Genomic DNA, 14,192 nt, shown 5'->3' on the forward strand with positions numbered 1-14,192 from the left:
CTGCTTCCTCAACGGTTTAGTGGGCCATTTGTTTCCACGGCATGGTTCGCAAGACATCAGCAAACACCCCTGCTGCGGTAACAGTGCCACCGGCACCATAGCCACGAATGACGTAAGGGATAGGCTGATAGTAGTCTGAACTGATCGCCAGTGCATTCTCGCCATCTTTCACCGCAGACAGCGGGTTATCCGCGGCCACGGCCTGGATCGTCACTTTACACTTTTCCCCTTCAATCGAGCCAATGTAGCGTAATACCTTTCCTTCGGCTTTCGCGGCTTCCACCCGCTCGTTGAACGCGCTGTCGAGGTCAGGCAATTGCTTCATGAATTCATCAATACTGCAGTCTTCAGCAAATCCTTCAGGCAATACAGATTCAATCTCTATGTCTGATAACTCAAGCTCCAGATCAGCCTCTCGCGCCATGATAAGTAATTTTCTGGCCACGTCCATGCCACTTAAATCGTCTCGCGGATCGGGCTCAGTAAAGCCGTTTTGCTTCGCCGATTCGGTGGCTTCAGACAGCGTCATTCCCTCTTCCAGCTTACCGAAAACATAAGAAAGGCTGCCTGATAAAATTCCCTCGAAACGATGCAGCACATCACCGGCACTGAACAACTTCTGCAGGTTATCAATGACCGGCAACCCCGCACCGACGGTGGTTTCGTACAGATACTGCCGGTTGGTACGCAACGCAGTTTTCTTAAGCTGGCGATAGTATCCCAGCGAGCCGGTGTTGGCTTTCTTATTTGGCGTCACTACGTGGAAACCGTTTTCCATCATCTCTACGTATTGCGTTGCTACCGCCTCATGACTGGTGCAATCCACAATAACCGGATTCACCAGGCTGTTGTCGTTAACAAAGTTAGCCACAGCTTCAATCGAAAATGAGCCGCTGGCTTCCTCCAGTTTGCCCTTCCAATCGTTGCTGACGTCAATACCGTGTTTATCCAGCAGTAGTTTTCTGCTGTTTGCGATACCGTAGACCCGCAACTGAATATTGCGTTTTAACAAAGCCGGTTGCTGCTTGGCTATCTGGCTTAGCAACTCTGTGCCTACATTGCCACACCCTACCAGAAACACGTCAATGGTATGGCGATCGCTGAAAAAATTCTGATGAATCACGCGTACTGCTTTTTTCGCGCGCTTACTTTCAATCACGGTAGAAATAGACCGCTCTGATGACCCCTGCGCTATGGCGACATTATTCACCCTTGCCTGCGCCAGTGAGTTGAAGAAACGAGCAGCCAGCCCTTTGGTCTGCCGCATGCCGTCACCCACCAGTGTGACAATTGACAAGTCGTGACGCACTTCAATCGGATCCAGCAACTGATTCTGTAGCTCCAGTGCAAAGGCATCTTCCAGCAGGTTTTGCGCGCGTACGGCGTCTTTACTCTGAATACAAAAGCTGATGCTGTATTCAGACGATGACTGCGTGATAAGACTGATCGAGATATTGGCGTTTGACATCACCTCAAACACGCGGCTTGCCATGCCTACCATGCCTTTTAAGCCAGGCCCGGCAACGTTAAACATGGTCACATCATCAAGCTGTGAAATGCCCTTCACAGAAGTCCACACCGAGCTGGCTTCATTGCTGATGAGGGTGCCTGGCGCGGCAGGGTTTAAGGTATTTCGGATCAGACAGGGAATATGGTGTTGGGCGATGGGGCCGATGGTTTTGGGATGCAGCACTTTCGCGCCGAAGTAAGACAGCTCCATCGCTTCCTGGTACGTCAGCTTATCCAGCAGCACGGCACCTTCTACCTGATTCGGGTCGGCGTTATACACACCATCCACATCGGTCCAGATTTCACAGCAGGATGCTTCGATACACGCTGCCAACACCGCTGCAGAATAATCAGAGCCGTTTCGACCCAGAGTGACCTTCTCACCCGCGTCGTTTGCGGCAACAAACCCTGGCATTACCAGCAGCTCAGAACCATCCGCAGGCACATCAGCAAAGCGGGCTTTGCTTAAGGCTACATCGGCAATACTGTCAAGATAATCGCCTTCAGCGAGTACATAATTCACCGGATCGATAATACGATTTGCAATCCCTTTGCTCGCCAGGATTGCACTAAACAAGGTAACACTGATGTATTCGCCGATACTTAAAATGCCAGCGCTCACCGCGTCAGGGGCTACACCTAACAGTTTAATGCCCTCAAGGTGCTGGGTTAGTGTTGCCAGATGGCCATCAATGTAGTCGCTGACACGGCTGTGCTCGTAACCGGAAAGTTGCTGATTGAGCTCATCGTTTATGCCTTTCACCGTAGTCGCCAGCTTCTCTAGCAAGGGCAGATAATCCTGATTACCCGCAGCCTGCTCACACAGCAATGACAGCGCGTTAGTAACGCCTTTGGGAGCGGAGAGCACAACCGCAGCACCGTCGGTTTGGTGTGTGGTCGTGCTAATCTCTGTCACACGCAGGTAACGTGTTGCATCGGCAAGAGACGATCCACCAAACTTTAAGACTTTCATTTGTTGCTCCTTCAATTTACGCCTGTCAATTCTTACAGCGATTTAGGTAAAAAAAAACCCGCTCTCTCTGAGGGCGGGCTTTCGTTGTCTGTTGCTATTGCGCACTAGCCAGCGACCGCCCTCCTTGAGGTGGTAATAATCATGCCGGTGGTGCGAATCATTGTTCTCGTTTTCATGTGCTCAATTTGCCGTATAGACGTCTATCTGTCAACCGTAAGGCCAAGAAAAAACCGGTTTTTCTGACTTTTTTCTTGGCCAATCTGCATTTATGTAACCTAAAAAGGTAAATTCAGGACCACACTTAGAATAACAACCCAAATTACAGCCGCAACATTAGGATATTTATGCCATTTTCTCTATTTAGCCATCTACACCGCTAAATTTATTGTTTTAATGCCTGCTTGGAGAATCCTGACGAGGAAGTGATCTGACCTGAAGCGAACAGGGAATGCACTTTATATGTAAAGTAACGTGTCCAATCAGGAGAAATTCATGGAGCAAAAAATTATTCTTATCACCGGTGCGTCGAGCGGCATTGGCGCAGCGACCGCCAGACGACTGGTAGCAGATGGTCATAAAGTGGCGCTAACCGCGCGCAGCGAAGACAAACTGAATGCACTGGTGGAAGAGCTGGGCAGCAACAACGCGCTGGCTGTTCCTGCTGATGCCACTGATTTCTCGGCCACAAAAGCGGTAACCGAGAAAACCGTCGGCCATTATGGTCGCCTTGACGCCGTTTTTGCTAACGCGGGAACCGGTGTCTCCACACCCGGCACGCAGGATGGCGACCCGGATGAGTGGGGTAAAATGATAGACATAAATATCAAAGCACTGCTCTGGTCAGCAAAAGCCGCCATGCCACACCTCAAAAAAACCACCGGTCACTTTATTCTGACCAGTTCCGCGGCGGGGCGCATGAGTATTAAGGGGTCTATTTATGGCGCTACAAAGTGGTTTGCGTATGGTTTCGGACGTAACCTGGCTGAAGAAATGGCAGAGTGGCAGGGTCGCTGCACAACAATCTGTCCAGGCATGGTGAATACGCCATTCTTTGATGAACCCAAAGAGGATAAGCTTCAGCCAGAAGATGTTGCTGAGGCGGTCTCTTATGCCATTAACGCTGACAGCAGAAATAATGTAAGGGAAGTATTTTTAATGCCCTCGAAGATGGGCTAGCCAGCGAACAGGTTTACCCCGCGAGCGCTTCGGTAAGAATAAAGCCGTAGCGCTCAAGCACTTTTTGTAACGCTGCCTGCGATACCGGTTTTGGCAGAAAATCCAGCGCACCAAGCTGAAGCACTTTTTCCCGCATTTGCGGTTGAATATCGCCGGACACCACAATGACAAATACCTCAATCCCCTTTTCTTTAATGGCTTCCAGTACTGCCACACCGTCCATCTCGGGCATTGTCAGGTCCAGCAACATCAAATCCATACGGGTTTGCATCAACACTTCCATGCCTTCGGCACCGTTGGTTGCCTGAAACACATTTTCAGCAAACCCGGCAGGAAGACTTTTTACCGCCATTTTTCTTGCCAGAGAAGAGTCGTCACAAACTAATACATTGAAGCTCACAATGGTGTCCTTTTCGGCTTTCTGTGGTTACCTGAGCAGAAAAAACCAACCGGTTTTCATCACGTAACGTGCACTTACCGTAACCAAAAACCGTCAATTAGGAAAGTAAAATTCAACTTTAGTATCAAGTCGGTTCGCCAGAGCCGTATTGTGGTACGCTAAATTCGAATTACCGGAGGAATGCCAATGAGCGACCTGGGCCTGCCAAGAAAGGTAGCATATCTGATTATCAGCAGCTTCGATAAAAGCTACCGCTGGTTTACCCGTATAACCCGGGGAGCACAGCAACGCTTCGAAGCCGCCCAATGGAAAGAGACGCAAAGTGCGTCTCGCGAGCGGATCACGATTTATGAGCAAAGCCTGGCTGATGCGGTGGCTGAAATTTATCATCTCATTGAAGTGCATCAGAAAGACGATGCTTTCTGGCAGCAGATGAAGAAAAATTACGCAAGACTGCTTGAGGGACATCCCCAGTTTGAGCTGGCAGAAACTTTCTACAACTCAGTTATCGGGCGTATCTTCAAGCATCGCAAAATCGATGACGACGTCATGTTTATGCTGCCCAGCCGATGCTTCCTGCCAGGCCAGGACCGCGACAAAATCATCAACAGTTTTGATACCACCACCACAGTGAAAGAAATGTATGTGTCGATTTTTAAAACCTATCGATTCAACATTCCGTTTGAGGATTACGAGCGCGACCTGCAGCACCTCGAAACGGCCCTGCGGGAAAGACTCAATCGCGAACAACTCGCCAGTGTGGTTGCTGTAGAGCTACTAAAGCCGGTGTTTTACCGGGGGAAAGCCGCCTACATGATTGGACGCATTTGCATGCCTGAGGAAACCCTGCCCTTTGTTATTGCACTACAAAATAATGAGTCACCCGCGCTTTTTGTGGATGCGTTGCTGACTGACCGCAAAGATCTTTCCGTCATTTTTGGCTTTGCCAGAAGCTATTTTATGACAGACACCCAATACCCTGCGGAAACTGTCGCATTTCTGCAGGAACTGCTGCCTAATAAAAAGCACTTTGAGCTTTACATGGCACTGGGCCACTTTAAACACGGAAAAACGGTGTTTTACCGAAACTTTTTGCACCATCTGGACAACAGTGATGATCACTTCGAAGCGGCTCCGGGGATCCGTGGCCTCGTTATGATGGTGTTTCACCTCCCCTCCTATGGCGTGGTGTTTAAAATCATTAAAGATGAATTTGCTGAAAGCAAAAAAATTACGCGGGAGCACGTAAAGGACTGTTATCGGCTGGTAAAAATGACAGACCGGGTGGGCCGCATGGCAGACACTCATGAGTATGTGAACTTTCGTTTTCCGCTAAACCGCATCTCGCCCGAATTGCTGAAAGAACTTCAGGACACCTGCGCTTCCAGCCTGGAAATCTGCGGTGAAGAGCTGGTCATCAAGCACATGTATGCAGAACGCAAAATGACGCCGCTCAACCTGTACCTGCAGCAGGAAACGGATCCAGATAAAATTCACAATGCCATTGACGAACTGGGTCTGTGTATTAAACAGATAGCGCTGGCGAATATTTTTCCCGGCGACATGCTGCACAAAAATTTTGGCATCACGCGTCATGGAAGAGTGATATTTTACGATTATGATGAAATTTGTCTGATGAGCGAGCGAAATTTTCGGGAACTGCCAAAGTCAGACGACCCTTATGTACTTGATACCCTGTCAGTCGCCCCTAACGACGTTTTCCCCGAACAATTTGAGCACTTTATCGTGGGTAAGAAGCAGTTCAAGGATATACTGAAGGAGCTACACGGTGATCTGATGACACCAGCGTACTGGCGCGAGGTCCAGGCAATAACCGCAAAAGGAGAAGTGCAGAACTTCACTCCCTATAATCCCCAGATCCGATTTGCACGCAATCCGACTTGATCTGTGGTGCTAAAAGTGATCGGAACACTGAACGGCAAGGTAATACCCAATAGGAAATGGGAACCCCTTCTGGGATGGATTCAGACTATGTATACGGCAAAGTACAATGAAAGCGTTAGTAATTGAAGATGATGTAACCGTTGCAGAAAACATTGGGCAGGGAATGCGTGCTGCTGGGCACCTTTGCGACATATGCTACGATGGAGAACAGGGGTTGTACCAGGCGATGGCCCAGGAACATGATCTGATTGTATTAGATATCATGCTGCCCTCTATTGATGGTCTGAGTATTCTCGATGCGCTTCGCAAAGAAGAGATATCTACTCCGGTTTTGCTATTAAGCGCAAAAAGCAACGTCGATGATAAGGTCAAAGGTCTGCGTAGTGGCGCCAATGATTACCTGACCAAACCATTCGCTTTTGAAGAGTTACTTGCCCGTGCAGAAGGTCTCGCAGGCCGTAAAGCTGACGCAGATGATGCCACTCAGGTTAAGGTAGGCGATCTCACACTGGATCGTCTTAATCGCAAAGTCACCCGCGGTGATACTGAAATTGAACTGCAATCGAAAGAGTTCCAACTGTTAGAATGCTTGTTACGCCACCGCGGAAAAGTGGTTACCCGCAGCATGCTGCTGGAACATGTATGGAATTACCATTTCGACCCCCAGACAAACGTTATCGATGTTCACATCAGCAGGTTACGTCAAAAGGTCGACAAAACCTTTAATGTGCCGTTAATCGAAACTGTCAGAGGCACAGGTTACCGGATATCGGAAGACCTGCAGTGATCGCAATCGGCACGTTCACCCGAAGCTCCAGCTTCCGGGTGGGGGTGATTCTTGCCAGTCTCTCGATTGCCGCCATTCTATTTGTTGTTTATACCTGGAAAGTATCCAGCGGTGACAGCTTGCTGCGCGAAGCCGAGTCAGCGCTTAATGCAGACACGCTTCTGTTACGTACACTACACAAACATATTCCCAAATCGGAATTGCAGGCAAAAATCACCGAGGCCTTCTCAAGTGATCCTGCCCCGCCACTTTATGCAATCATAACCGCAGACACTGCACTACTCGCAGGCAATGTTTCCCGGTGGCCATTTGAAACAACGCCTGCGCAGCGCAAAGGGACAATGCCTATTTCGCCTGACGGCAGCGACGAAACGCAAATTGATACGCTTTATCAGATAGTGGAACTGTCAGACGGCAGCTTGCTGTTTACCGGCAGAAACATTGACGAACTCAATACCGCACAATGGGTTGCGCAGACTTTTGGCTGGTTTGTGGTCGCCTTACTGAGCATTGTTTGTGTACTGAGCTTCTCGGTGGCACTTTATGTAGTAAACCGTATCAATCGTATGTCCGCAACTGCAGATAATATTATTCGTACCGGCAGCCTCAGAGAGCGGCTGGAAATCGACAGCAACTGGGACGACCTCAGTCAGCTGGCCGTTATGTTCAACGGCATGCTGGACAAAATTGAGGCATCTGTAGACAACATAAAAAGTGTTACCGATGCCATCGCTCACGATCTCAGAACCCCGCTTTCCCGGTTGCGTGGCACGCTTGAAAATATTGATGACCCATCGCTGCGCGAGCGGGCCACATCCGAAGCAGACACCATCCTGAATATGTTCAACAGCTTATTACGCATCAGCGATATTGAGTCGAAACGGCAGCGCCAGGGTTTTACCGAGGTATCACTGCACACCATCGTTGCTGATGTCATTGAGCTCTACCAGCCGGTGATGGAAAATCAGGAAATGCCGTTATCCACAGACATCGGTGATGTAACGATGACCGGTGACCCCAATTTGTTGTTTCAGGCAGTGGCAAATGCCATAGACAATGCCATCAAGTACGCCGGTATGGGCAAGCGTATTGATGTGTCACTTCGCCAGACATCAAGGCGATATATTCTGGCAATCAGCGACAACGGTCCGGGTATTGAAGGTAGCGAGTTCCGTCACCTGGAGAGACGTTTTTATAGAGCCTCCGCCAGCCGGACTTCTCACGGTAACGGACTCGGACTCTCGTTGGTATCTGCCATCGTCGCGTTACACAATGGCGAGGTATGGTTTGTCGATGATCCGCTCTGTGAAGGCGCTGGCTTTGGCATTGTGTTCAGCTTCCCTAAATGAAGACTCCAGGATTAACGAACATCACGCCGTGCGCTGGCTGGTTGTCTTTACCTCGTCTTTTTGCGTTCTCCACCTAAAAATCATACAAAAGTACAAGTTCCTGCTGTGGCGTTTTGCTTTAGAGTAACTCCAGGAGGCATGTTTCCAAATGACTTCGGCGCCTGACATCGACATTGTGCAGGGCCCTCACGCCCCTGCGCTTTTACTTCAGATGCCAGTGGTCATTATGCGCTTGTGTGATTTTGAAAGTACGTTTTGTCGACTTTTTTGCTGCAGGCCTTCAGGTGATCCGACACATGATGGCATAACATTGGGTCACTGATGATACCATCGCGCGCAGCCATGAGATTTGACGTGTTCGTGCTCTGCTACCGGAGAAAAGCCATGGCGTTTTGTCAAAAAGCTGTGAGGGTAAACAATCCCGATGCTGTAATGCCTGTTCTAAAGGCACTGGCCAAGTCAGTATTCCATTGCTCCCGGCCCGTTCCGCTGCAATACGGGTACTACGCGATTGACGGGAAGGCCAATAACGTAAGAGCACTGGTTATGGGAGAGCGTGCCACCGCGATACGATTTTGTTGTCGCTATCAGCACGATGTCCCCGTGGTTGAGAATATGGTGGTGGCGTTTGTCAAAAGTCACGGTGAAGTTTGTGAATTAACAGACTGGATTGACCGCGACTGCCAATAAGGCAGAAACGAATTCTTTAATAATAAGCAATACTACAATACGAGCCCCCGGCCTAAGTGGCGTCGCGCGTTAAGCCGGGCACAGTTGGCAATTTAGACTTTTCAAAATATCCGCTGCGTGAGAATCTGTCGTTTGCGTTATTGACGCTGCATGAAAATGGTTACTTCCGCCATCACCAGCCCGAACTTCCTAATATATGATCGGTTCATCATCGTGGTGTCGTCAAAGGCCCAGAACCAGTCGTCAAAAGTGACACGGTAAGTGGTGTCGTCAACCGGCAAATCCATCTCGTAATGAAAGTTAAATGCATTGCCGTACGCGGTTCCATCAGCCGGGCCCGCGATATCTCCGGCGTTTCCTACAAAGCTATTCTCGCCGGTTTGCTCTATCCGCCACGTTCTGTTTTTAACGCCATCACCCACACCATAATCAAAAGACTCATCGAGAATAAGTACGTCGTTCTCAATGCGTCCGTTAATGTCTACAATAAAGCGCTGGACTACCTTCCCCGAGCGATTCTGGACAATACCCCAGGCTTTCACGTCACCATCGAAAAACGCTTTAATTTCGAAGTCAGGAGACACATTGGTGTAATCCTTTCCGTCAACCGACACAGAACAACCACTTAACGGTAAAATCAACGTCATTAATGCCAGTATTCCTGCTTTTACTTTCATCACTACTCTCCGTTTATTAATTTATCTCTGAAATCCGGTTCAGACGTTTTCTCGCCTACCCAGATATTGAAAAACCAGCGTGTAAACTCCGGATCATCCACTTCTCCCAACAGGGTATCCTGTTGATAAAAAAGTGCTTCGCCGCTGTCTCCAACTACCCCCAGCAGATGTTCATCTTCATTAATGTCGGGAAATATTTCATTCATAGCCTTTAGCCATGACGATATTTTCTCGTCATCGTCTAGTCCCTGTGATTTCATTTCCTTTATGGAACGTTCTGCTATCTCTTTGCCTTCAAAATCGCGCAAGTAGGTAAGACGCAACGCAAAGCGCTCTGCCGGCCACTTGCCCTGCGGGGCGTAAAGCACCGCATCGTAGACGTCCCAAAAGTAGTAAGTGAAGCGGGCCTCGCCCACCACTGAAGCATCAGGTATGCGCTCCTGCACCGGTGCAGGTATTGCAGCCTGACTGCTGTACGTCACGACAAAGAATAGAAAACAAAGTGTTCGCAGCATAATCGGGTGTCCTTACATAACAGATAACGCTTATACAGCAGCAGCATGAAGGATGATCATCCATTACACAGCCTTAATAAACGCCTGACATTGACAACGCACAAGTACATGGCAATCTGTGAGATATGCTGTTCCAGTCTGTTAGCAACGAATCGCCACTATCATGGACCCTCAACTTCCTTCCCCGCTGATGCAAATTCGACCGGCCTGGCCCGGCGCTGATGCGCTTTCCATTTTTGTGAAGCGTGATGATCTGATTCATCCCGTTATATCAGGTAACAAATGGCGAAAATTGCGCCCATTACTGTCGTCGGGGGGCCAGCACATTGCTGGCATAGTGAGCTTTGGCGGTGGTTTTTCCAATCATTTACATGCGTTGGGATACTTGTGTGCACTGCGTCATATTCCGTTTATCGCTATCGTCCGCGGTGATTACCGGAAAAATCCCACTCCCATGCTGAGCAATCTGACTGACTGGGGAGCCTCGATTCATTATGTAACAAAGAAGGAGTATCGTGAACGCAACGAGGCTGCTTATCTTCACGCGCTCAGCTCCAGATACCCTGAGTACATGGTTATTCCTGAAGGGGGAAGTCAGCGAGAGGCATTGAGCGGTATCACAGCACTAACTGATGAGCTACCGTGCAATTTCGACGTGATAGTTTCACCGGTTGCCAGTGGCGCAACGCTGGCGGGTTTGAGTATGGCGATGCAGCATCATCAGCAGGCAATTGGCATTGCGGTGCTTAAAGGCGAGGGATATCTCGAGTCACTGGTATCTTCATTACTGCCACAGCCCAATTCTTCCTGGACGATAGCACACCAGTATCATCACGGGGGTTACGCAAAAACCAGCGCACCTTTGTTATCGTTCTGCCAGACATTTGAGAACGACACGCAGATCCCGGTCGAGCCGGTCTATTCCGGAAAACTTTTCTTCGCGCTCAAGGACATGATTGGAAAAGGAATGTTTGCTGCCGGACAAACAATTATCGCGCTGCATACTGGCGGGTTACAAGGGGCGAGGAAATAAGCCGTTAAAAGAGGCATACACGGGAAGTTTGCTATGGTCACAAGCGTCTCGCACTGATCTTAAAGACAGCTCCAAGCATATGCAAAGTTTACTATTCTTTGGTGATCTTATACTCAACATTACACGTTTTTAATGTTGCATCATTTAGAGATAGCATACAGTTTCTATACGGTGTTATTTTTCTGACAACACGGAGAACACTTGTGATCCACGGTCCTAAAACACTGCCAAAACCCGTTCAAATGCTGGTGACCCGGTCACTCGGCCTTTGTGAAGCGATGCTCCCCCACTGCAGCGCTTTTTACCCTTTTGCTGCAATATATGAAGATGGCAAAGTGGGCTGTCTGTTTACCGATGAAAACGACCAGTTTGGTGGCGACAGTCATCTTATAGAGAAGCTTCAGTGGCGTATTATTGATACCACTACCGACGCTGAAAGTTACAGCGTGCTGGTATATGCCGCAAAGGTCAAAACAGACCGCAAAGATGATATGGATGCAATTGCAATCACAACAACACAGCCCTCAGGCGAAGAGTCTATGCTGTTATACCCCTATTTCAGAGTGGGAAGTCGCATTGTTTTATCGCCGCCAATTCATGGGTAAGTTATCATCCCTCATAGTCTTCGCTTTCACGCCGCGCGCAGGCAGAACATAACGTTTCTGCGGCGCGTTACGTTATTGTGAAAGCGCTTAGCGATAGCCGGAGTCAGGCGACATTTATATGTCGCCTTATTTTTACAGGTGAACAACACACTTTGCTTGCCAATTCAGTGTTGTCTGCTAGCATTCAGCGCAAATTAAAACAGCTACATTGGGAATAATTGATTATGTCTCGCGTGTTAATAATCGGAGCCGGTGGCGTCGCTGCCGTTACAGTTAAGAAATGTGCCCGTCTGCCGGAACATTTCGATGAAATTTATCTTGCCAGCCGCACCGTTTCCAAATGCGAAGCGTTGCAAAAAGAGGTGGGTGAAGATCGGGTAAAAGCCGTCTTTGCCGTAGATGCTGACGATGCCAAAGCCGTTGAAGCTCTGATTAACGACGTCAAACCAGACCTGGTAATTAACCTGGCGCTGCCATATCAGGACTTGCCAATCATGGACGCCTGTCTGGCAACTAAAACCGATTATCTGGATACGGCTAATTATGAGCCCAAAGACAAAGCCGAGTTTGAATATTCCTGGCAGTGGGCTTATCAGGAGCGTTTCAAAGAAGCCGGTATTATGGCTCTTCTGGGCAGTGGCTTTGATCCAGGCGTGACCAACGTATTTACCGCCTATGCCGCCAAGCACTATTTTGATGAAATCCATTATCTGGATATTGTCGATTGTAATGGTGGTGATCACGGTCAGGCGTTTGCTACCAACTTCAACCCCGAAATTAATATTCGTGAAATAACCCAACGTGGTAAATATTTTGAAGACGGTGAGTGGAAAGATACCGATCCACTAAGCGTACGCGAGGATCTCGATTATCAAAATATTGGTGTGCGCGCCTCGTACCTGATGTTCCATGAAGAGCTGGAATCCATTGTTAAGCACTTCCCGACGCTGAAACGCGCACGTTTCTGGATGACATTTGGCGATGCCTATCTGAATCACCTGCGTGTATTAGAAGGTATTGGCATGACCAGCATTGAGCCGGTGGAATTCCAGGGCCAGAAGATTGTTCCGCTGGAGTTCCTAAAAGCAGTACTGCCTAATCCCGGTTCGCTGGCTGAAGGTTATACCGGCATGACCTGCATTGGCACGTACATTACCGGTATCAAAGATGGCAAAGAGAAAACCATCTTTATCTACAACAACTGTGAGCACGCGAAGTGCAATGAAGAAGTGGGCGCGCAGGCGGTATCTTACACCACAGGTGTGCCAGCTATGATTGGCTCCATGTTGATGCTTAACGGCACCTGGAAGCAACCTGGTGTATGGAATATGGAGCAGTTCGATCCAGACCCGTTCATGGAGCAACTGAATCAACACGGTCTGCCGTGGCACGTCCTTGAATGTGACGACAGTCCGTTTGCGAAATAGGCCGGAGAGATAACGTTGACCGATTTGACACAGCGTAACGATATTCCATCTCCATGCTATGTATTGGAGGAAGAAAAGCTAGTCCGCAATCTGGAGTTGATGAAGCGAGTTCAGGACAGCTCCGGCGCTCGGATTATCCTGGCACTGAAAGGCTTTTCCATGTGGTCAAGCTTCGACATCATCAAACCCTATCTGCATGGCGCAACAGCCAGCTCGGTATGGGAAGCAAAACTGGCTGCGGAAATGGGCAAAGAAGTTCACGCTTATGCGCCTGCTTATAAAGCCAGTGACATCGAACAGCTAAAGTCATTGGTCAACCATTTGTCTTTCAACAGCCTGACACAATGGCAACGTTATAAAGACAGCCTGCCTGACGTGTCTCTGGGCTTGCGTATCAACCCGGAACATCAGGAAGCGGAAACACCCCTGTACGATCCGGCAGCACCGGGCTCGCGTCTGGGTATCCGGGCTTCGCAACTGGAAGGTGTTGACTTAACCGGTATCGATGGATTCCACTGCCACAACTTGTGTGAGTGCGATTCGTTTGCTACTGAGCGCACGCTGAAGGCCATCGAAGCGCGCTTCGAAAAATGGCTACCGCAACTCAAATGGCTGAACCTGGGCGGAGGGCATTTAATGACCCGTCAGGGTTATGATGTAGATCACTTAATTGCCACGCTGAAAGCGTTTAAAACGAAATATCCGCACCTGGATGTTATCCTTGAGCCGGGCTCGGCAGTGGCCTGGCAAACGGGTCCGCTAATCGCGGAAGTGGTAGACGTGGTGGACAATGAAGGCCCTATCGCTATTCTCGATATCTCCGCCACTGCGCACATGCCGGACGTTCTTGAAATGCCGTACCGGCCGACCGTCCGACGTGCCGGTATGCCAGGTGATAAGGCTTATGATGTGAAGCTGGGAGGGAATTCCTGCCTGGCCGGAGACGTGATTGATATCTATTCCTTTGATGAACCTCTACAACCAGGCGACCGCGTGCAGTTCGAAGATATGATGCATTACACCATGGTTAAAACGACGTTTTTCAATGGCGTAGAACATCCTGCTATCGCGATACTGCGTACCGACGGCACGCTGGATATTGTTCGCCAGTTCAGTTATGCGGACTTCAAAGCCAGATTGTCTTAA

13 protein-coding genes are annotated in these 14,192 nt (G+C 49.1%); 9 read left to right on the forward strand and 4 right to left on the reverse strand.

What is annotated here, in order from left to right; all coding sequences use genetic code 11:
• Positions 1-16: 16 nt before the first annotated feature.
• Positions 17-2,482: a bifunctional aspartate kinase/homoserine dehydrogenase I gene (gene thrA / locus ACLBLI_RS14475; RefSeq protein ID WP_414828299.1), complete on the reverse strand. Its 2,466-nt coding sequence runs from the start codon at positions 2,480-2,482 to the stop codon at positions 17-19.
• Positions 2,483-2,974: 492 nt separating this feature from the next.
• Between thrA and ACLBLI_RS14480 the strand changes: the two genes are divergently transcribed.
• Positions 2,975-3,658, forward strand: coding sequence for an SDR family oxidoreductase (locus tag ACLBLI_RS14480; protein ID WP_414828300.1), 684 nt, complete (start codon positions 2,975-2,977; stop codon positions 3,656-3,658).
• A gap of 13 nt (positions 3,659-3,671) precedes the next feature.
• Here ACLBLI_RS14480 and ACLBLI_RS14485 read toward each other — a convergent pair whose 3' ends face one another.
• Positions 3,672-4,058 carry a response regulator gene (locus tag ACLBLI_RS14485; RefSeq protein WP_414828301.1) on the reverse strand — a complete coding sequence of 129 codons (387 nt, stop codon included), beginning with the start codon at positions 4,056-4,058 and terminating at the stop codon, positions 3,672-3,674.
• 186 nt (positions 4,059-4,244) lie between these two features.
• On the opposite strand from ACLBLI_RS14485, the gene aceK reads away from it, so the two are divergent.
• The 4 genes from aceK (at position 4,245) to ACLBLI_RS14505 (ending at position 8,789) form a co-directional block, all read left to right on the forward strand.
• Positions 4,245-5,963: a bifunctional isocitrate dehydrogenase kinase/phosphatase gene (gene aceK / locus ACLBLI_RS14490; protein ID WP_414828302.1), complete on the forward strand. Its 1,719-nt coding sequence runs from the start codon at positions 4,245-4,247 to the stop codon at positions 5,961-5,963.
• 106 nt (positions 5,964-6,069) lie between these two features.
• The gene (locus ACLBLI_RS14495; protein WP_414828303.1) at positions 6,070-6,750 is read left to right on the forward strand and encodes a response regulator transcription factor; all 681 of its coding nucleotides are present in this window, start codon (positions 6,070-6,072) and stop codon (positions 6,748-6,750) included.
• Positions 6,747-8,099, forward strand: a complete 1,353-nt coding sequence (locus tag ACLBLI_RS14500; protein WP_414828304.1) for an ATP-binding protein — start codon at positions 6,747-6,749, stop codon at positions 8,097-8,099. Before ACLBLI_RS14495 ends, ACLBLI_RS14500 begins: the two co-directional genes overlap by 4 nt.
• 384 nt (positions 8,100-8,483) lie before the next feature.
• Entirely contained in the window at positions 8,484-8,789 is a 306-nt protein-coding gene (locus tag ACLBLI_RS14505; protein WP_414828305.1) for a hypothetical protein, read from the forward strand.
• 137 nt (positions 8,790-8,926) lie between these two features.
• Here ACLBLI_RS14505 and ACLBLI_RS14510 read toward each other — a convergent pair whose 3' ends face one another.
• Both ACLBLI_RS14510 and ACLBLI_RS14515 read right to left on the reverse strand, forming a co-directional pair.
• Positions 8,927-9,466 (reverse strand): DUF3833 domain-containing protein, encoded by a 540-nt coding sequence (locus ACLBLI_RS14510; protein ID WP_414828306.1) that lies wholly within the window; start codon positions 9,464-9,466, stop codon positions 8,927-8,929.
• 2 nt (positions 9,467-9,468) lie between these two features.
• The gene (locus ACLBLI_RS14515) at positions 9,469-9,981 is read right to left on the reverse strand and encodes a chalcone isomerase family protein (protein WP_414828307.1); all 513 of its coding nucleotides are present in this window, start codon (positions 9,979-9,981) and stop codon (positions 9,469-9,471) included.
• Between the two features lie 163 nt (positions 9,982-10,144).
• Between ACLBLI_RS14515 and ACLBLI_RS14520 the strand changes: the two genes are divergently transcribed.
• The 4 genes from ACLBLI_RS14520 to nspC all read left to right on the forward strand — a co-directional run bounded on the left by ACLBLI_RS14520 (position 10,145) and on the right by nspC (position 14,192).
• Complete coding sequence (locus ACLBLI_RS14520) at positions 10,145-11,014, forward strand: 1-aminocyclopropane-1-carboxylate deaminase/D-cysteine desulfhydrase (RefSeq protein ID WP_414828308.1); 870 nt, start codon at positions 10,145-10,147, stop codon at positions 11,012-11,014.
• A gap of 203 nt (positions 11,015-11,217) precedes the next feature.
• On the forward strand, positions 11,218-11,619 hold the full coding sequence (locus ACLBLI_RS14525; protein ID WP_414828309.1) for a hypothetical protein: 402 nt from the start codon (positions 11,218-11,220) through the stop codon (positions 11,617-11,619).
• A gap of 224 nt (positions 11,620-11,843) precedes the next feature.
• Positions 11,844-13,046, forward strand: a complete 1,203-nt coding sequence (locus tag ACLBLI_RS14530) for a saccharopine dehydrogenase family protein (RefSeq protein ID WP_414828310.1) — start codon at positions 11,844-11,846, stop codon at positions 13,044-13,046.
• Positions 13,047-13,061: 15 nt separating this feature from the next.
• Positions 13,062-14,192 carry a carboxynorspermidine decarboxylase gene (gene nspC, locus ACLBLI_RS14535; RefSeq protein ID WP_414828311.1) on the forward strand — a complete coding sequence of 377 codons (1,131 nt, stop codon included), beginning with the start codon at positions 13,062-13,064 and terminating at the stop codon, positions 14,190-14,192.

Origin of the sequence: Alteromonas sp. H39, from assembly GCF_047556435.1 — a bacterium.
Lineage (GTDB): Bacteria > Pseudomonadota > Gammaproteobacteria > Enterobacterales > Alteromonadaceae > Alteromonas.

What these genes read in the sequence shown, in the direction of transcription:
- thrA (WP_414828299.1), bottom strand. Translation starts at nt 2,482, where the DNA reads ATGAAAGTCTTAAAGTTTGGTGGATCGTCTCTTGCCGATGCAACACGT.
- ACLBLI_RS14480 (WP_414828300.1), top strand. Translation starts at nt 2,975, where the DNA reads ATGGAGCAAAAAATTATTCTTATCACCGGTGCGTCGAGCGGCATTGGC.
- aceK (WP_414828302.1), top strand. Translation starts at nt 4,245, where the DNA reads ATGAGCGACCTGGGCCTGCCAAGAAAGGTAGCATATCTGATTATCAGC.
- ACLBLI_RS14495 (WP_414828303.1), top strand. Translation starts at nt 6,070, where the DNA reads ATGAAAGCGTTAGTAATTGAAGATGATGTAACCGTTGCAGAAAACATT.
- ACLBLI_RS14505 (WP_414828305.1), top strand. Translation starts at nt 8,484, where the DNA reads ATGGCGTTTTGTCAAAAAGCTGTGAGGGTAAACAATCCCGATGCTGTA.
- ACLBLI_RS14510 (WP_414828306.1), bottom strand. Translation starts at nt 9,466, where the DNA reads ATGAAAGTAAAAGCAGGAATACTGGCATTAATGACGTTGATTTTACCG.
- ACLBLI_RS14515 (WP_414828307.1), bottom strand. Translation starts at nt 9,981, where the DNA reads ATGCTGCGAACACTTTGTTTTCTATTCTTTGTCGTGACGTACAGCAGT.
- ACLBLI_RS14520 (WP_414828308.1), top strand. Translation starts at nt 10,145, where the DNA reads ATGGACCCTCAACTTCCTTCCCCGCTGATGCAAATTCGACCGGCCTGG.
- ACLBLI_RS14530 (WP_414828310.1), top strand. Translation starts at nt 11,844, where the DNA reads ATGTCTCGCGTGTTAATAATCGGAGCCGGTGGCGTCGCTGCCGTTACA.